14 protein-coding genes are annotated in these 19,733 nt (G+C 45.5%); 1 reads left to right on the forward strand and 13 read right to left on the reverse strand.

The genetic code is table 11. The features are described from left to right. Positions 1-27: 27 nt before the first annotated feature. The gene (locus AB4507_RS13420) at positions 28-873 is read left to right on the forward strand and encodes a LysR family transcriptional regulator (protein ID WP_372182828.1); all 846 of its coding nucleotides are present in this window, start codon (positions 28-30) and stop codon (positions 871-873) included. Here AB4507_RS13420 and AB4507_RS13425 read toward each other — a convergent pair. The 13 genes from AB4507_RS13425 to ftsW form a co-directional block, all read right to left on the reverse strand. After that, positions 824-1,603, reverse strand: coding sequence for a TSUP family transporter (locus AB4507_RS13425; RefSeq protein ID WP_102319698.1), 780 nt, complete (start codon positions 1,601-1,603; stop codon positions 824-826). The genes AB4507_RS13420 and AB4507_RS13425 overlap by 50 nt on opposite strands. Before the next feature lie 195 nt (positions 1,604-1,798). Continuing rightward, positions 1,799-5,029: a carbamoyl-phosphate synthase large subunit gene (gene carB / locus AB4507_RS13430; protein WP_061019048.1), complete on the reverse strand. Its 3,231-nt coding sequence runs from the start codon at positions 5,027-5,029 to the stop codon at positions 1,799-1,801. 16 nt (positions 5,030-5,045) lie between these two features. Next, positions 5,046-6,185, reverse strand: a complete 1,140-nt coding sequence (carA, locus tag AB4507_RS13435; protein ID WP_048609692.1) for a glutamine-hydrolyzing carbamoyl-phosphate synthase small subunit — start codon at positions 6,183-6,185, stop codon at positions 5,046-5,048. Positions 6,186-6,688: 503 nt separating this feature from the next. Next, entirely contained in the window at positions 6,689-7,513 is an 825-nt protein-coding gene (gene dapB, locus AB4507_RS13440; protein ID WP_020628676.1) for a 4-hydroxy-tetrahydrodipicolinate reductase, read from the reverse strand. A 92-nt stretch (positions 7,514-7,605) separates the two neighbouring features. Further along, positions 7,606-8,004, reverse strand: coding sequence for an 8-oxo-dGTP diphosphatase MutT (mutT, locus tag AB4507_RS13445; protein ID WP_017062897.1), 399 nt, complete (start codon positions 8,002-8,004; stop codon positions 7,606-7,608). 348 nt (positions 8,005-8,352) lie between these two features. After that, positions 8,353-11,079 carry a preprotein translocase subunit SecA gene (secA, locus tag AB4507_RS13450; protein WP_017069544.1) on the reverse strand — a complete coding sequence of 909 codons (2,727 nt, stop codon included), beginning with the start codon at positions 11,077-11,079 and terminating at the stop codon, positions 8,353-8,355. 390 nt (positions 11,080-11,469) lie between these two features. Then, positions 11,470-12,387 carry a UDP-3-O-acyl-N-acetylglucosamine deacetylase gene (gene lpxC / locus AB4507_RS13455; protein WP_010434751.1) on the reverse strand — a complete coding sequence of 306 codons (918 nt, stop codon included), beginning with the start codon at positions 12,385-12,387 and terminating at the stop codon, positions 11,470-11,472. A gap of 96 nt (positions 12,388-12,483) precedes the next feature. Continuing rightward, entirely contained in the window at positions 12,484-13,713 is a 1,230-nt protein-coding gene (ftsZ, locus tag AB4507_RS13460) for a cell division protein FtsZ (RefSeq protein WP_017059291.1), read from the reverse strand. 31 nt (positions 13,714-13,744) lie between these two features. Further along, on the reverse strand, positions 13,745-15,013 hold the full coding sequence (ftsA, locus tag AB4507_RS13465) for a cell division protein FtsA (protein WP_010434747.1): 1,269 nt from the start codon (positions 15,011-15,013) through the stop codon (positions 13,745-13,747). Next, positions 15,006-15,698, reverse strand: coding sequence for a cell division protein FtsQ/DivIB (locus tag AB4507_RS13470; protein WP_017629344.1), 693 nt, complete (start codon positions 15,696-15,698; stop codon positions 15,006-15,008). Before AB4507_RS13470 ends, ftsA begins: the two co-directional genes overlap by 8 nt. Positions 15,699-15,976: 278 nt before the next feature. Further along, entirely contained in the window at positions 15,977-17,437 is a 1,461-nt protein-coding gene (gene murC, locus AB4507_RS13475; RefSeq protein ID WP_017629345.1) for a UDP-N-acetylmuramate--L-alanine ligase, read from the reverse strand. Between the two features lie 13 nt (positions 17,438-17,450). Continuing rightward, complete coding sequence (gene murG, locus AB4507_RS13480) at positions 17,451-18,512, reverse strand: undecaprenyldiphospho-muramoylpentapeptide beta-N-acetylglucosaminyltransferase (protein ID WP_048662659.1); 1,062 nt, start codon at positions 18,510-18,512, stop codon at positions 17,451-17,453. Between the two features lie 12 nt (positions 18,513-18,524). Next, positions 18,525-19,721, reverse strand: coding sequence for a cell division protein FtsW (gene ftsW / locus AB4507_RS13485; protein WP_017629347.1), 1,197 nt, complete (start codon positions 19,719-19,721; stop codon positions 18,525-18,527). Between the last annotated feature and the right edge of the window lie 12 nt (positions 19,722-19,733).

The raw sequence follows: 19,733 nt of genomic DNA on the forward strand, positions 1-19,733 counted from the left end.
ATTCCCAACTTTCATGAATATTACTAAATGCTACTCGAAGGAATCGAAACTCTATTGGTATTGAGTAAAGCAAAGACGATGAGCCGTACTGGCAGTTTGCTTTATATCAGCCAATCTGCGGTCAGCAAACGGATTGCAAATTTAGAAAAGAAGCTAGGTAAAAAGCTCATCGAGCCGAGTGGTCGACAGATAAAACTGACGCCGGATGCGGTTGCATTGATCGAGAGTATCGGCCCTACGTTCAATGAGCTTCGTGGCCTTATTTATGAACAACAAGAGTTGGAAGATACCACTCTCATCACCTTAGACAGCTCTAAATCTCTAATAGCGGGCTACTTAGGTGAGATGATGGGGCAATTTATCCAGCAAGATAAATACATCACCATTACCACCAACCACACGCCGAGAATCATAGAACGAGTGCAATCAGGCAAGGCAACTCTAGGGTTGTGCGCAGGCTTATTGCCACCGCATCACGGGTTGATGACCTTCCACCTGTTTGATGAGCCGTTTTACATTGTGAGTAAGCAGCCACTCATGGCCCTTCCTCCATTGGTCATTACCAACGATATGACCAACCCTGCTAACTCTTATCAACTTTCAGTATTGGAAAAATTCGGTATCAAACCCTTGATGGAGATGGATGCCTACACTGCAGCAGCGCAGCTTGCCTTGGGTGGAACGGGGCCTGCGTTAATCCCACTTTCTATCGCAAAAACACTCAATATTGAGCCTCAATACCTATATAGCTTTCCAGAATTAGCAGGCTTAATTCGACCGATTCATGTCTGTGTTAGACCGAATAGCTACCAGTCTCCAAGAGTTAGAACACTGATAGAATCCATTGTTGATGCTGTTCCCAAAGCAGTTTAGAAGCCATCAGCATCGACATGACGATCACAAGGGGGCGAATCCATTTCTGCCCTTTTGTCACCACCACTTTAGCGCCAAGCTGAGCTCCCATAAAGCCACCAACCGCCATCACTAATCCTAGCTCCCAAATTGGCAAACCAGCCAAAATAAAGAAGATCAGTGCAGCGATGTTCGAGGTGAAGTTCAGTACTTTGGTACGTGCCGTAGCATCGACTAATGAGAAATGACCAATCGCAACAAAACAAACCGTAAAGATTGAGCCTGTACCTGGTCCAAAGAACCCATCATAGAAACCAACACCGCCGCCCACACATAGCGCAAACATCGCTTCGGAGATCTTTTGTTTGCCTTCAGAGGCTCTGGTTTGTGGTGCTAACAGGAAATAGAGAGAGATTGCGATAAGCAGCAGTGGGATCACACTAGTCAGAAGGCTCGCATCAATGTACTGCACTAATTCCGCACCAATCGCAGAGCCTATAAAAGTACAAAAGATAGCGAGGCGCATCTCCTTGATACTGACGATACCGTTACGCACGAAATACCAACTCGCTGAGAAGCTGCCAAATGAGCTTTGGAGTTTGTTAGTGGCCAGTGCTTGCGTTGGTGGCACGCCAGCCGCGAGCAATGCAGGTAGAGTCAACAACCCACCGCCGCCAGCCATTGCATCAATAAAGCCTGCTGCCGTTGCAACAACAAACAAGATAGCCAATATTTCTAGAGTGATTTCCATATACCCAACGCCTTAAATTCTTGTGTAGCGACAAGTTACCACCCTGAGCAAACGAACAACAACGAAACACAAGATTCTAACCTATTCCTGATTTTCATCATTTAACACATGCTATTTAACAGGCATAAAAAAGCCCACTCCGGAGAGTGGGCTTTGAGCATTTATATCCGCTTAACAGCGATACACTTTAGGCGATTAAGCTTGAGAAGCTTTAACCTGTGCGTGTAGCTCTTGAACTGAAGTTACTGACGTCTTCGCGTCTGCAGTGTGCGCCATACAAGTCGCGAATGCAGCGTTTAGCGTAGTCGTGTAGTTAACTTTCTCAGCCAATGCGCCACGACGAAGTACTTTAGAATCTTCAATCGCTTGACGACCAGCAGCTGTGTTCACGATGTACGTGTACTCGTTGTTCTTGATACGGTCAAGAATGTGAGGACGACCTTCGTGTACCTTGTTTACTAGACGTGGGTTGATACCCGCTTCGCCAAGGATAACCGCTGTACCGTGTGTTGCGTCTAACTGGTAACCAAGCTTAGATAGCTTAGAAGCTAGGTCAACAACACGCTCTTTGTCGCCTTCGCGAACAGAAAGAAGTGCACGGCCGCCTTCTGGGTAGATGTTGCCACAACCCAATTCAGCTTTAGAGTATGCTTCTGCGAACGTCGCGCCAACACCCATAACTTCACCAGTAGAGCGCATTTCTGGGCCTAACAGTGGGTCAACACCAGGGAACTTGTTGAATGGAAGTACAACTTCTTTCACTGAGTAGTAAGGTGGGATGATTTCTTTCGTAAAGCCTTGAGACTCTAGCGATTGACCCGCCATTACACGAGCTGCAATCTTAGCGATTGGCGCGCCAGTTGCTTTAGATACGAATGGAACCGTACGTGCTGCACGAGGGTTAACCTCGATTAGGTACACTTCATTGTTCTTAACAGCAAACTGCGTGTTCATCAGACCACGAACACCCAACTCGAACGCTAGCTTTTCAACTTGCTCGCGCATTACGTCTTGGATCTCTTGGCTTAGCGTGTATGCAGGAAGAGAACATGCTGAGTCACCTGAGTGAACACCCGCTTGTTCGATGTGTTCCATGATACCGCCGATAACAACGCGCTCACCGTCACAAATCGCATCTACGTCTACTTCAACAGCGTCGTCTAGGAAGCTATCAAGTAGTACTGGAGATTCGTTTGAAACGCTTACTGCTTCGTTGAAGTAGCGACGTAAATCTTGCTCGTCGTATACGATTTCCATCGCACGACCACCAAGTACGTAAGAAGGACGTACAACAAGTGGGAAGCCGATTTCGCGAGATTTCTCAACCGCTTGCTCCATTGTTGTTACTGTTGCGTTTTCTGGTTGAAGTAGGCCTAGACGGTCTACAGCAACTTGGAAACGCTCACGGTCTTCTGCACGGTCGATTGCGTCTGGGCTAGTACCGATGATTGGTACGCCAGCAGCTTCAAGAGCACGAGCCAGTTTAAGTGGCGTTTGACCACCGTACTGAACGATAACGCCTTTTGGCTTCTCAACACGAGCGATTGCTAGTACGTCTTCCAGAGTTACTGGTTCGAAGTACAGACGGTCAGATGTATCGTAGTCTGTAGAAACTGTCTCAGGGTTACAGTTAACCATGATAGTTTCGTAGCCATCTTCACGTAGTGCTAGTGATGCGTGTACACAACAGTAGTCAAATTCAATACCTTGGCCGATACGGTTTGGACCGCCGCCTAGAATCATGATCTTGTCTTTGTCTGTTGGGTTCGCTTCACACTCGTCATCGTAAGATGAGTACATGTAAGCTGTATCAGAAGAGAACTCAGCCGCACACGTATCTACACGCTTGTACACTGGGTGGATATCGTATTGGTCACGCAGACGACGGATTTCGCTTTCCGCTACACCTAGAATCTTAGATAGGCGCGCATCAGCAAAACCTTTACGCTTGAGCTTGTTTAGCTCGTCTTTATTTAGACCAGCAAAGCCTTTCGCTTTAAGTTCTTGCTCTAGTTTAACGATGTCTTCGATTTGAACTAGGAACCAACGGTCGATTTGCGTTAGGTTGAATACACCATCTACCGACATACCAGCACGGAATGCGTCAGCGATGTACCAAATACGCTCTGCGCCAGCTTCTTTAAGTTCGTGACGGATAGTCGTTAGAGCATCTGGTGCGTCTAGGTCTACCATTTCGTCAAAACCAGTCGCGCCAACTTCTAGGCCGCGAAGTGCTTTTTGTAGAGATTCTTGTTGGTTACGGCCGATAGCCATAACTTCACCAACAGACTTCATTTGCGTCGTTAGACGGTCGTTAGCACCTGCAAATTTCTCGAAGTTAAAACGAGGAATCTTAGTTACTACGTAGTCGATTGTTGGTTCGAATGATGCTGGCGTTGCACCACCAGTGATGTCATTCATTAGCTCGTCTAGCGTAAAGCCAACAGCCAGTTTCGCTGCAATCTTAGCGATTGGGAAACCTGTTGCTTTAGATGCTAGTGCTGAAGAGCGAGATACACGTGGGTTCATCTCGATGATAACCATACGGCCATCTTTCGGGTTGATACCAAACTGTACGTTTGAACCACCTGTTTCAACACCAATCTCGCGCAGTACTGCTAGAGATGCGTTACGCATTAGTTGGTATTCTTTGTCTGTCAGCGTTTGAGCTGGAGCCACGGTGATTGAGTCACCTGTGTGAATACCCATAGGGTCGAAGTTTTCAATCGCACATACGATGATGCAGTTGTCGTTTTTGTCACGAACCACTTCCATCTCGTACTCTTTCCAACCGATAAGTGATTCATCGATAAGAAGTTCGTTTGTTGGAGATAAGTCCAAACCACGACGACAGATTTCTTCAAATTCTTCTTTGTTGTAAGCAATACCGCCGCCTGTACCACCCATCGTAAACGATGGACGAATGATACAAGGGAAGCCAACCATGTCTAAAACTTTGTAAGCTTCTTCCATCGTTTTCGCTGTATCAGCAGTTGGACACTCAAGGCCAATTGCTTTCATTGCTTTATCGAAGCGTGAACGGTCTTCTGCTTTATCGATAGCGTCAGCCGTTGCACCAATCATTTCAACACCGAACTCTTCAAGAACGCCGTGCTTTTCTAGGTCTAGAGCACAGTTCAATGCAGTTTGGCCACCCATAGTAGGTAGAACTGCATCAGGCTTCTCTTTAGCGATGATGTTACGCACAACTTCCCATTGGATAGGCTCGATGTAAGTTGCATCTGCCATATCTGGGTCAGTCATGATTGTCGCTGGGTTCGAGTTTACAAGAATAACTCGGTAACCTTCTTCGCGAAGCGCTTTACAAGCTTGAGCACCAGAGTAATCGAACTCACATGCTTGGCCGATAACGATCGGGCCAGCACCTAGAATAAGAATACTTTTAATGTCAGTACGTTTTGGCATTGTCTACTACTCCGAATTACGCTGTGTGCTGTTTGATTAGTTCAATAAAGTGGTCGAATAACGGCGCTGCGTCTTCTGGACCTGGGCTTGCTTCAGGGTGACCTTGGAAGCTGAATGCTGGTTTGTCTGTACGGTGAATACCTTGTAGAGAACCATCAAATAGTGATTTGTGCGTTGCACGTAGTGTCTCTGGAAGGGTTTCTTCGTCAGCAGCAAAGCCGTGGTTTTGCGAAGTAATCATCACAACATCACGATCTAAATCTTTAACCGGGTGGTTTGCACCGTGGTGACCAAACTTCATCTTCACTGTCTTAGCGCCTGACGCAAGAGCAAGAATCTGGTGACCTAGACAAATACCGAAGATTGGTAAGCCTTTTTCTAGGAACACTTTTGTCGCTTCAATTGCGTAAGTACATGGTTCTGGGTCACCAGGGCCATTTGAAAGGAAAACACCGTCTGGGTTCAGAGCTAGTACTTCTTCAGCAGAAGTTTCAGCAGGAACAACCGTTAGGCGGCAGCCGCGGTCAACAAGCATTCGTAGGATGTTTCGTTTTGCACCGAAGTCATAAGCAACAACGTGGTATGGCAATTCAGAGTCTGCTTTCGCTTCAGGAAGTCCACCCGTAAGCGTCCACGAACCTTGTTTCCATTGATACGCTTCTTTTGTTGTAACTTCTTTCGCAAGGTCCATACCTTTCAGGCCAGGAAATTCTTTTGCTTTAGCTAGAGCCAAAGCTTCGTCTAAATTGTTACCCGCTACGATACAACCGTTCTGAGCGCCTTTTTCACGAAGAATACGCGTCAGTTTACGAGTATCGATATCAGCGATACCAACAACGTTTTGCGACTTAAGGTAATCAGAAAGGGATTGTTCATTACGGAAGTTAGAAGCGATTAGAGGGAGATCGCGAATCACAAGGCCTTGAGCGTGGATTGAAGAAGATTCTTCGTCTTCGGAATTGGTTCCGGTATTGCCAATGTGAGGGTAAGTAAGGGTAACGATTTGTTGAGAATAGGAAGGATCAGTGAGGATTTCTTGGTACCCCGTCATCGAGGTATTAAAAACGACTTCACCAACTGCAGAACCTACAGCGCCAATGGCTTCACCGTGAAATACTGTCCCATCTTCTAGGACGAGTAGTGCTGACTTCTTCAAGACAACCTCCAGAAATAAAAATGCATTAAAATTGATTTAATTTGCAAATCTACCTTCCTGCAACACCAAAAACTGCGTGTTTATGGAAATTAGACAAATTGGCGGTATTTTAGTGATCTGCGTGATACGTGTCAACATTTAACTCAAAAGAAATTAAACATTTGTAAGGACTAATTCAATTTACCCCCTCAAAGCTCCAAAAGTTCAACTTTCATGCGCATTTAGCTCGAATATTACGATTTTCTAATTTTCACTCCTCATTTTAGCCAACCATAGAGTGATAAAAATATCAGCAACAAAACGCAATCGATAAATACCAAGAGAAAACATGACAATTTAAAGATCTAAAACAAAAAACACACTAAAGACCACATAAACAGCATAGAAATGGAGTCAAAAAGGCGATAAGAAGAAAGTAGAAGGAAGATCGGAGAAGTGAGATTACTAAGGAAAATGCACCAAATAAAGAAAGCGCCGGCAATTGCCAGCGCATAAATATCTATTTATAGGTCATTCAAACCAAGCACATCCGTCATGGTATAAAAGCCTGCTGGTTTGTCATTTAACCAAACCGCGGCCTTGATTGCGCCATTAGCAAAGGTCATTCGATCAGTGGCTTTATGGGTAATTTCCACTCGTTCACCGATATCAGCAAACATAGCGGTGTGTTCACCAATAATGTCACCGGCACGAATCGTCGCGAAACCAATCTCATCTTTAGTGCGCTCGCCAGTAATACCCTCGCGTGACCATACAGCTACATCGTTCAGCTCGTTGCCCATAGCACCCGCAATAGCTTCGCCCATACCAATCGCAGTACCTGACGGTGCATCGACTTTATGACGGTGATGAGCCTCAACGATCTCGACATCACAGTAATCGCCCATCACTTTAGCGGCCTTCTCTAGCAGCTTAAAGACCAGGTTCACACCAACGCTGTAGTTAGGTGCCATTACGATAGCCATCTCTTTTGAAGCAGCATCAATCACCTGCTTCTCTTCTTCAGAGAAGCCCGTTGTACCGATGATCAGTTTTTTACCGTGACGTTTACAAAGTTCAATATTCGCTAATGTGCTAACAGGGGCAGTAAAATCGACAATCACATCAAACTCTTCGATGGCTTTAGACAAATCATCGACTAAAGCAACATCAAAACGACCTTCACCGCATAACTCGCCGACATCTACGCCGACCAAAGATGACTCTGGACGCTCTGAACCAGCTCCAACACTTGCTTCTGAATTATGATGAGCGGCTTTCACCAAGTTGCGGCCCATGCGGCCCGCTGCTCCTGCAATTGCAATTCTTACCACTGCGAATATCTCCATTGTTTTGGTTACCGTTGCCACTTATCTCTTGCAGCAACGTTCAATCGATTAATCTCTTTAAACTAACAACAATCTCAAACTCAGGCTAGCAATTACGAAAACTCTTTTATTACTCGCTCTAAAATTGGCACATTTGCCTCTGGGAAGGCGTATTGATTCAATGATTCTAGGCTTACCCATTCACCTTGCTGACCTTCTTTACCATAAGGCTGCTCTTCAAAGTCGGTCACAAGGATGAAGTCGAACTTAAGCGACTTATCGGTGTAATCAAATTCAAGATGCTCAAACAGAGACTGCTCGGTCACCTTGATACCGACCTCTTCATCAAGCTCACGAGTCATTGCTTGTTCAATGGTTTCACCCTCTTCAACCTTGCCACCAGGAAATTCCCAGAAACCGCCTTTGTGTTTGTCGTCTGGACGTTTAGTGATAAAGACCTGTGACTTATCTTGATTGAAGATAATACCCGCTACGATATGGATTCTTTTCATTGATGGTGTTCCTTAATAAAACGCTGAACTCACATAGTCCCTAAATACGTCATCCTCAAGAAAGAGGAACGACTGAGTTGGGGATCTAAAACTACGCGAGCCTAACTAAACAAGATTCCCTACTACGCTCACTCCTCGCTATAGGGAATGACAACTTCCTTGCGTAACAAAGTAAGCCATGAAATTTACATACAAAAAGAGCCGCCTAAGCGACTCTTTATATTCTATTTGTCAGTTTTATGAAGCTAAGTTGTAGTGTATGAGAGCAAGGCGGTGGCACGGAGCTTACGACTGTAAGTGAGTACCACCAACGCAGCTATCATGCGCTACAGCAACGATTCATTAAACTTACGCGATTTTACCGTGACACTGCTTGTACTTCTTACCGCTACCACATGGGCATGGCTCGTTACGGCCAACTTTACGCTCGTCACGCACTACCGTTTGTGGAGATGCCGCTTCAGCTTCATCGTCAGCTAGCTGGTTTTCAGCTGTTGCATGTTGCGCTTGTGCACGACGCGCCGCTTCTTCAGCTTGAGCTTGACGTTGAGCTTCCATCTTTTCAACTTCTTCTTGTTGCTGAACGCGCACTTTAGAAAGGATGGTAACAACGTCTGTTTTCAGTACATCTAGTAGGCCTTCAAACAGTTCAAACGACTCGCGCTTGTACTCTTGTTTCGGGTTCTTCTGAGCATAACCACGTAAGTGGATACCTTGACGAAGGTGATCCATCGCAGCCAAGTGCTCTTTCCAAAGGCCGTCTAGCGTTTGTAGCATCACAGATTTCTCGAAGTTACGCAGTACTTGAGCACCAACCACTTCTTCTTTCTGTTTGTACGAATCAACCGCCATACCAAGAATACGCTCACGCAATGCTTCTTCATAAAGCTTGTCGTCTTCGTCTAACCAACCTTGAATATCAAAGTCTAGATCGAAGTCATTCTTCAGACGATCTTGCAGACCCGCGATATCCCACATATCTTCAAGAGACTGAGGTGCGATGTATTCATCAATCACTGATGCCAATACATCTTCACGGTTGTGTTCGATCATCTCGCTGATATCGTCAGAGCTCATCAGTTCATCACGAAGCTCATAAACCACTTTACGTTGGTCATTGGCTACATCATCGTACTCAAGAAGCTGCTTACGAATATCGAAGTTACGACCTTCAACTTTACGTTGTGCTTTTTCAATTGAGCGAGAAAGCATCTTAGATTCGATCGCTTCGCCTTCGTCCATACCACTTTGGATAAGACCAGCCATACGATCCGATGTGAAGATACGTAGCAGAGAATCTTCCATTGATAGGTAGAAACGAGAAGAACCCGCATCACCTTGACGACCAGAACGACCACGTAGCTGGTTGTCGATACGGCGAGATTCATGACGCTCAGTACCAATGATGTGCAGACCACCTGACTCAAGCACTTTATCGTGGATTACTCTCCAGTCAGCTTTGATCTTCTCGATCTGCTCTTTGGTTGGATTCTCTAGCTTCTCAACTTGTGCCTGCCAGCTACCACCTAATACGATATCGGTACCACGACCAGCCATGTTAGTTGCGATAGTTACCGCACTCGGCATACCAGCTTGTGCAACGATCTCTGCTTCCATTTCGTGGAATTTAGCATTTAGAACGCTGTGCTTAATTTTTGCTTTTTTCAGTGCGTTAGACAGTAGTTCAGACTTCTCGATAGAAACCGTACCAACCAATGATGGCTGACCAGCAGCTACACGGTCTTTGATGTCTTCAATGATCGCATTGAACTTGTCTTCTTCGGTACGATAAACCACATCTGGCATATCGTTACGAACCATAGGCTTGTTGGTTGGGATAACCACTGTTTCTAGGCCGTAGATAGACTGGAATTCGAAAGCTTCTGTATCGGCTGTACCTGTCATACCTGACAGCTTTTCGTATAGACGGAAGAAGTTCTGGAATGTAATCGATGCTAGCGTCTGGTTTTCATTCTGAATCTTCACACCTTCTTTAGCTTCAACAGCTTGGTGTAAACCTTCAGACCAACGACGACCTGGCATAGTACGACCAGTATGTTCATCAACGATAACCACTTCGCCTTCTTCAGTAACGATGTAGTCGACGTCTTTCTCAAACAGTACGTGTGCACGCAGCGCTGCATTAACATGGTGCAATAGGCTGATGTTTGTCGGAGAGTAAAGCGTATCACCCTCTTCCATCAGGCCGTTTTTGACCATTAGCTCTTCTACAAATTCTTGACCGTTTTCAGTCAGGTGAACTTGTTTCGATTTCTCGTCCATGGTGTAGTGACCTTCACCACGGTACTCTTCAGAATCTTCTTTATCTTGGCGCTCAAGGTTAGGGATCAACGTGTTAATACGCGTGTAAAGATCTGAACTATCTTCAGCTGGGCCAGAGATAATAAGTGGAGTACGAGCTTCATCGATTAAGATTGAGTCAACCTCATCGACAACTGCAAAGAAGCGCTCACGTTGAACACGATCTTCAGCACGGAAAGCCATGTTGTCACGTAGGTAATCGAAGCCAAACTCGTTGTTTGTTCCGTATAGGATATCCGCTTGGTACGCTTCTTTCTTCTCTGGTGGAGCCATGTTTGGCACGTTCACGCCAACAGTCATACCAAGGAATTCAAATAATGGGCGGTTTGTTTCCGCATCACGCTTCGCTAGGTAGTCGTTCACCGTTACTACGTGAACACCTTTGCTAGGTAGGGCGTTAAGATAAGCTGGTAGGGTTGCTGTAAGAGTCTTACCTTCACCAGTACGCATTTCTGCAATTTGGCCAGCATTTAGAACCATGCCACCAATCATTTGCACGTCAAAGTGACGCATGCCGTAAACACGCTTAGACGCTTCACGTACCGTAGCAAATGCTTCAGGTAGAAGTTGGTCTAGCGATTCACCTTTATCTAAGCGCTCACGAAACTCAACCGTTTTTGCTTTTAGTTCTTCGTCTGAAAGTGCTTCAAACGTTGGTTCGAAGTTATTAATTTCTTTTACAATTTTTCTAAGGCGGCGCAGTGTTCTGTCATTGCGACTGCCAATTACCTTTGTCAGCAGCTTAGTAATCATGTGCTTGGAATCTCTTCGTTCTCAGATCGTCCGCGATCTATTTTAAATGCCGTCAGTGTCTCTACTAGCTATGAACTAGTCTTCAGTTACTAACCAAGGATACTGAGATAAATCTAGTATCTTTGATATTGTACTTGAGAGTAGAGTTTTCAAGGCTTGAGTTAAAATTAATGCCCTTTAGTGTAAGTAATTTTCACACCAACGACCATTTATAACCCCATTTGTTTGATGTGCTTGGAACTTTTCTTTCTAATTGCTGATGGATTAGCCAGACTGCAGCTCATTGGGAGACAACTTTCGGATGTTGACGACACTGTATCTGGAAAATAGATACAAAAAAACCAGGTCAATGACCTGGTTTTCGAAATCTTATATTGTTGTAAACAACAATTACGCTAGAACCATTCCTGGCTCAGCAAATGCAACAGGAGAGCCTACTTCTTCTTCGAATGTTGCCCATTCCCAAGCTTCTGCGTCAGCAAGTACTGCACGTAGTAGTTGGTTGTTTAGGCCGTGACCTGATTTGTATGCACGGAACTCACCAATAATAGCGTGTCCACACATGTACAAGTCACCAATCGCATCTAGTACTTTATGAGTTACGAACTCATTGTCAAAACGTAGACCTTCTTCATTAAGAATTCGGTATTCGTCCAGTACGATAGCATTATCAAAGCTACCACCAAGTACTAGGTTTTGAGATTGTAGATACTCAATGTCGCGCATGAAGCCGAAAGTACGAGCGCGAGAAATTTCTTTCACAAAACCTTGTGAAGAGAAATCAAACAACAAACGTTGCTCATCAGATTCAATTGCTGGGTGGTTAAAGTCGATCTCAAAGTCCATACGGAAGCCGTTAAATGGAACAAATTCTGCCCACTTATCGCCATCTTCAAAACGGATAGGCTTTTTGATACGAATAAAACGCTTCGCTGCATTCAGTGTTTCTACACCCGCTTGCTGTAGCAAGTATACGAATGGGCTTGCGCTACCATCCATAATTGGGATTTCAGGAGCATCTACTTCAACAATAATGTTGTCGATGCCCATACCCGCTAAAGCTGCGTTAAGGTGTTCCACTGTAGAGATACGTACGCCTTCGTCATTAACAAGAGCTGTACATAGCATAGTGTCACGAACTGACGCTGGATCAGCTGGGAAATCTACAGGTGGATTTACATCTGTACGACGATAAACAATACCTGTATTTGCAGCTGCCGGGCGAAGAGTAAGTGTGACTTTACGACCAGAGTGGAGACCCACACCAGTTGTTTTCACAATTTCTTTCAGAGTACGTTGTCTGATCATCTGCTTGCCTCGTTATCAGTGCTACAAATCACGGTCAGTATTTACCGACCGCGAATTTTACCATTAATTCGACGATAGTCAAATTTTGGGTATTTGTTAATCAGCCTGACGTCGTAAGAATGCTGGAATATCTAAGTATCCACTCTCTTTCTCAGCCTTAGGTGCTGCACTTTGGCTAGCGCCTGTACCTGAAGAAACAGGTGACGTTGTTGGCTGCGGCTTAACTTGAGGTTTAACCTCAGTTTTTTCTTGCAATGGTTGTGCCACTTTCTCTTCCACTTTTGGTGCAGTTTGAGCCGCTACCTGTGGTTGAGGAGTTGGTGCAACCTTAGCTTTACCACCAGCAACTAATGTAATGTCTGGTTTTTTCTCTGTGCCGATACCTGTTGCTACAACAGTTACACGGATTTCATCCGTCATATCAGGGTCTAGAGAAGTACCAATCACAACTGTTGCGTTATCAGATGCGAATGCCTTAACTGTGTTACCTACTGTTTCGAACTCATCTAGACGCATATCTAGGCCTGCTGTGATGTTCACAAGAACGCCACGAGCACCAGCTAGGTCGATGTCTTCTAGTAGTGGGCTAGAAATTGCCGTTTCAGCAGCTTCTTCAGCACGGTCTTCACCTTTTGCGATACCGCTACCCATCATTGCATGACCCATCTCAGACATTACGGTGCGAACATCCGCGAAATCGACGTTAATCATACCAGGGCGAGTAATTAGCTCAGCGATACCTTGTACAGCGTTTTTAAGTACATCATTTGCACTTGCGAAAGCTTCTAGCAGTGTTACGCCGCGGCCAAGTACTTTAAGTAGCTTTTCATTTGGAATCGTAATTAAAGAATCCACATGCTTAGAAAGCTCTTCGATACCTTGCTCAGCAAACGCTAAACGCTTTTTGCCTTCAAAGCTGAATGGCTTAGTTACAACAGCAACCGTTAGCACACCCAACTCTTTCGCAACTTCAGCAATAACTGGAGCAGCACCTGTACCAGTACCACCGCCCATACCAGCTGCGATAAATACCATATCGGCGCCAGTTAGAACTTCTTTAATTCTTTCTCGATCTTCGAGAGCTGCATCACGGCCTACTTGTGGGTTTGCACCAGCGCCCAAACCTTTAGTGATATCACCACCAATTTGGATCACGCTGCTCACGCTTGTTTTACGAAGTGCTTGAGCATCAGTGTTAACACTGATGAATTCTACGCCTTCGATTGATTCACGTACCATGTGCTCAACAGCGTTACCGCCACCGCCACCAACTCCAACGACTTTAATTACTGCATCGTCAGACATTTCCATCATCGGTTCAAACATGTGTTATCTCCGTTTTTTCCTGCAACTCAGGTTAAAACTCTTTTTGTATCCAATTACGCAATTTGCCAAATAAACCAGACATAGAAGGTGCTGAACGCTTAGGTTCGCTGTAATCACCTTCATCACTGATCTGACAATCTCTTGCGTAATGAAGTAAACCAACCGCCGTAGAATGATACGGCTCTTTAACATAGTCAGTTAAGCCACTAACTTCTAATGGCTTACCAACTCGAACTTGATTGCGGAAAACACGTTCCGCACACTCTACCAATCCGTCAATTTGTGCCGCTCCACCAGTAAGAACGACGCCAGCTGCAAGGTGGTGTTTAATACCTTCATCTCGTAGCTGTAATTGAACCGTATCAATAGTTTGGTTAACGAGACCCATAAGTTCAGTGTAACGTGGTTCAATCACTTCCGACAAAGTTTGTCGTTGCAAACTTCTCGATGGGCGACCACCAACACTTGGGACGTTAACAGAGTCATCCTTGCTTACGAGTTCACTCAGAGCGCAACCATGGTTTACTTTTATCTCTTCAGCATCGCTCACTGGCGTGCCGAAAGCGAAGGCAATATCACTGGTTACTGCATTTCCTGCGTAGGAAAAGACTTCTGTGTGTCGCAGTGCGCCGCCAGTCCAAATGGAAATATCCATCGTACCCGCGCCGATATCCACCACACATACTCCAAGCTCTCTCTCGTCTTCAGTAATTACCGCATTACTTGAGGCAAGTCCTGAAAACACGATCTGTTCTACTGTGAGACCACATCGTTCAACAGCTTTAATAATGTTTCTCGCCATGTCGCTATGGCAAGAAATTAGGTGAACGCTGACTTCCATTCGAACACCAGATAAGCCAAGTGGGTTCTTAATCCCTTCTTGATAATCAATGGTAAATTCTTGTGGAATCACGTGCAGAATTCTCTGCTCATCACCTATTTTAATTGATTTCGCGGTATGGATCGCTCGATCCATATCGTCTTGAGACACCTCTTCATCAGAGATAGTACCCATGCCTTTTTCAATTCGGCTTGCGATATGTTTGCCCGATAGCGAGATAAACACATTGCTGATTTGGCATTCCGCCATCAACTCTGCTTGATCAATAGCTCGCTGAACCGACTTAACTACCGACTCTAGGTCGTTTACACCACCTTTATCCATACCTCTGGATGGGCTTTGCCCAGAACCAATGATATTGATTTGACCATCAGGCAATATTTCACCAACCAGAGCTGATATGGTCGCAGTGCCTATATCAAGACCAACGATTATGTTGTCATCTGCGGTCTTAGTCATCTGTGCTCTCTTCTAACTCTTGCTCTGGAAACCAGCCTACAGCGGCTCCCGTATCATACCTGAGGTCGATGTAGCTCACTTGATTCGCCTTACTACCTAACTCGTTGTAAAGCGAAATGAAGCGTTCAACACGCTCATCTAAAGAATCTTTACCTAGTTCTAAACGGATACCGTTATCTAGGATTATTTGCCAAGCGCGACGCTCATTGAGAACGAGCGAGGTAACGGTTAACCCAAGACTGTTAATCAAAGGGGTTATCTGTCGCCATTTTTCTATCACTTCTTGGCTGGTGCCGTCTGGGCCGTAAAGCTTAACTCTATCGCCCTTTAATAGGCCGATATCACCATTGAACACCTGACCATCATCATTCAGCAGCATGTTGCCGTTCCAGATTGCTGCCGCATGGTACTCAGTCAAAAATACTTTTATTGTGTCTGGCCACTGTTTACGAATAGAGACAACAGATACCCAAGGTAACGCTTCTAAACTGTCTTGCAACACGCCGATGTCTTGCGACATAAACGTTCCAATGTGTTCAAGTTCGCCAAAGGCATGTTGAACATCACCAGCGGTTACGTAAGTTAAGTCGCCTTGAAGTACTATTTTGGAGAGAGGCAATCGCTGATCGTCCCACATCCAAGTCAGTGTGGTATAGAAAAGAAACCCAATGAATAGCAATACCATGACAAAAAAAGACCCGCCTAAGGCGTGTTTCTTGAGCGACGGTAAACTGAATAGGTGGCGGTTTTCGCTAAAAGTACTTTCTACCAAAGCCCGCATTCCCTGTCGTTGGTTCGCAATTCTATTCCCTATCTTCGTAATAGAGGTAAAAGCACTTACTTTAACCTATGAATTATACTGAGCAAAATCAAACTATCAAACGTTGATAATAAGATTTTTGGTCAATTTTAGGTCAATCGCAAGAAGTGAGCGATCGACCACAGTATGTAGACGCTATTCTGTTACGCGTTCTGCATTTTATTAATGTCTAATTGTAGCGATTCAAGTTGCTTAGCTACACGACCAACATCACCTGCACCCTGTGTTAAAACAAGGTCACCGCCTTGAATTACGTTCGCTAGAACCGATGGCAGTGTGTTGATATCAGCAACAAAGATTGGATCAATCTTACCACGCCCACGAATAGTTCGACTTAGTGAACGCCCGTCAGCCCCTGCAATCGGTTTCTCACCTGCTGAATACACATCTAATAAGATTAAGACATCAACTTGTTCAAGAACGTTCGCAAAATCATCATACAGATCACGCGTTCGGCTGTAGCGGTGTGGTTGGAAGATCATCACGAGACGTTTGTCAGCCCAGCCACTGCGAGCAGCTTGAATCGTCACATCCACTTCCGTTGGGTGATGACCGTAATCATCGACCAACATCGCCACGCCTTTACCCGTTTCGTACTCACCAAGGTGATCGAAACGGCGACCAGTACCTTCGGTTCCCGCCATCGCTTTTAGAATCGCTTCATCGCTGATGTCGTCTTCAGTCGCAACTGCAATCGCAGCCGATGCATTCAGTGCGTTGTGGCGACCTGGAATGTTCAACGTGATATCTAGGTTCGCTTTGCCTTCACGTACAACCGTAAACTTACCTTGCTGACCTTCTTGTACGTAGTTTTCAATACGAATATCTGCGTCTTCAGAGAAGCCATAAGTAATCACTTGGCGGCTCACCTGAGGGATAAGCTCACGCACAACAGGATCATCAACACACATCACAGCCTGACCGTAGAATGGTAGATTGTGTAGGAAATCAATAAACGTCTGCTTTAGCGTTTCGAAGTCGCCGCCATAGGTATCCATATGATCCGCTTCAATGTTAGTTACAATACTAACCATTGGTTGCAGATGTAAGAATGACGCATCACTTTCATCGGCTTCAGCGATAAGGATACGGCTTGAACCTAAACGTGCGTTTGTGCCTGCACTTTTCACCAAACCACCGTTGACGAAGGTTGGATCTAAGCCCGCTTCAGAATAAATCTGTGTAACCAAAGCCGTTGTTGTTGTTTTACCGTGCGTACCTGCCACAGCAATGCCATGACGAAAGCGCATCAGTTCAGCCAGCATTTCTGCACGACGAACGATCGGTGTGCGCGCTTCACGAGCGGCAATAATCTCTGGGTTTTCTTCGTTGATAGCGGTTGATACCACCACCACACTTGCATCGGCAACGTTACTTGCTTGGTGACCAATGTAAACGGTCGCGCCCTTGCTAACTAAACGATCAGTCACTGGGTTTTGAGCAATATCAGAACCTGTGATTTGGTAGCCTTCATTTAACAGGACTTCAGCGATCCCGCTCATGCCTGCACCACCAATACCAATGAAGTGGATAGATTTAACACGGCGCATCTCTGGCACCATTGCACGGATTTGCGCTAAGTCTTGGGTATGTTCAATCGTCATCAATTCAATCTCATTATTTTGCTAAAGCTTTAATCGCTTCAGCGACGGTCACATCAGCATCAAGCTTGGCTGCTTGACGAGCTTTTGTTGCCATCATTTTTAATTCATTTCTATCAAGCTCGGCGATCGTATTCGCTAGCTTATCAGCCGTCAGTTGAGGCTGTTCAATCATTAACGCTGCGCCACACTCAACTAAGTGATCGGCGTTCAGCGCTTGTTGTCTGTCTTTGTGCATAAACGGAACGAAGATAGACCCCACACCCGCCGCAGAGACTTCAGATACGGTTAATGCTCCTGAGCGACACACTAATAGATCTGCCCACTCATAAGCTTGCGCCACATCATCAATAAATTCAGTCACTTGAACATTATCTACAGAATGTGACTTGTATTGCTCAATGACTTGTTGTTGGTTGTTCTTGCCCGCTTGGTGCATCACAGTGAAGCCTTCGCCAAGCTGCGCCATCGTCACTGGCAAGGTATCATTTAGGATCTTAGCGCCCTGGCTACCGCCCATCACCAAGATGCGAATATCGCCGTCACGCTCAGCCATGCGTTGCTCTGGTTCAGCTAAGGCAACCACATCTTCACGTACAGGGTTACCTACAACTTCCGCAGTAGGAAACGCACCAGGGAAAGCTTGGAATACCTTTTTAGCAATCTTAGACAGCCATTGGTTAGTTAAACCAGCCACTGCGTTTTGCTCATGCAGTACCACTGGAATGCCAGACAACCATGCCGCGATACCACCGGGACCACTTACGTAGCCTCCCATACCAAGCACCACATCTGGCTGCCATGCTTTGATGTGCTGTCTTGCTTGAAGTATGGCATTGATAATCTGGAACGGCGCTTTAATTAGCTTGCTAATACCTTGACCTCGAAGGCCTTTCACTTTGATGAAGTCGATTTCAATACCATGCTTTGGCACTAAATCCGCTTCCATTCTGTCTGCGGTTCCTAACCAGCGAATTTCCCAACCTTGCTGCTGAAGCTTTTTAGCTACCGCCAACCCTGGGAAAACGTGACCGCCAGTACCACCAGCCATCACTAAAAGTTTTTTGTTTTGTTTCATCACGTTAGATTCTTATTCTACTAATTCGTTTTGATTGTCGGCTTGTTCTTTTTGTTGTATCCGGCATTCGTGATCGATACGCAGCAGCATAGAAACCGCCACCGACATCACGATAAGACTTGAACCACCATAACTGATCAACGGCAAGGTTAGGCCTTTAGTTGGAACGATACCTGAAGCAGCGCCTACGTTAACAAGCGTTTGAAAAGCAAACCAAATACCAATACCGAAAGCCAAATAGCCACTGAACACTTGATCATTATCGAAGGCTTTCTTACCAATAAGAATGGCTTTAAACACCAAGCTAAAGATCAGCATCAACACCAAGGTAACACCGACGAAACCGAGTTCCTCGGCCAATACAGCAAATACAAAGTCGGTATGCGCTTCCGGTAGGTATTCGAGTTTTTGAATAGAGTTGCCCAGTCCTTGCCCCATCCAATCACCACGGCCGAATGCCATCAATGATTGAGTTAACTGGTAACCACTGCCGAACGGGTCATTCCAAGGTTCCCAGAATGAGGTCACGCGTCGAACACGGTAAGGCTCTATGACAATCAAGCCGACAACAGCGGCAATGCCCGCCACCATCAAGGCAATAAACTGTGAAAGCTTGGCACCGGCGATAAATAACATGCCGAACAGGGTAACCAGCATTACGACTACGGTACCTAAATCGGGTTGGCCGAGCAGCAACACAGCAAAGGCGCCAAACACCATGATAGGTTTACCGAAACCACCGAAGAAGGTTTTCCTCACTTCGTCTTGTTTTCGAACCAAGTAGCCCGCCATAAAGATAAACAGTGATAGCTTGGCGACTTCGGCAGGTTGCAGGTTAAATAGGCCGAGAGGGATCCAACGCGATGCACCGTTAACCGACTTACCGACCGCTAATACCACGATCAGCAAGAAGAAGGACAAGCCCAGTAGGTACATACTGTACTGAAACCAGCGTTGCATCGGGATCTGTAATATGACGCTGGACACACCTAACGCCAACACAAGGAAGATGGCATGACGGAACATAAAGTGAAACGGCTGATCGGTTAAACGAGCACTGATTGGGAACGAAGCCGACGTTACCATTACCAAGCCCGTCAACATCAGTCCAAGAGCAATCCATACCAACTGACGATCGTAGAGCGCCTCTGGTGTGGCACGGTTAAGCCATTGCCAAATAGATTGATTGATCTCTTTCACTCTTTGCACTGAATGTTAGTC

This window comes from Vibrio sp. 10N.222.54.A3 (genome assembly GCF_041474095.1).
GTDB lineage: Bacteria > Pseudomonadota > Gammaproteobacteria > Enterobacterales > Vibrionaceae > Vibrio > Vibrio crassostreae_C.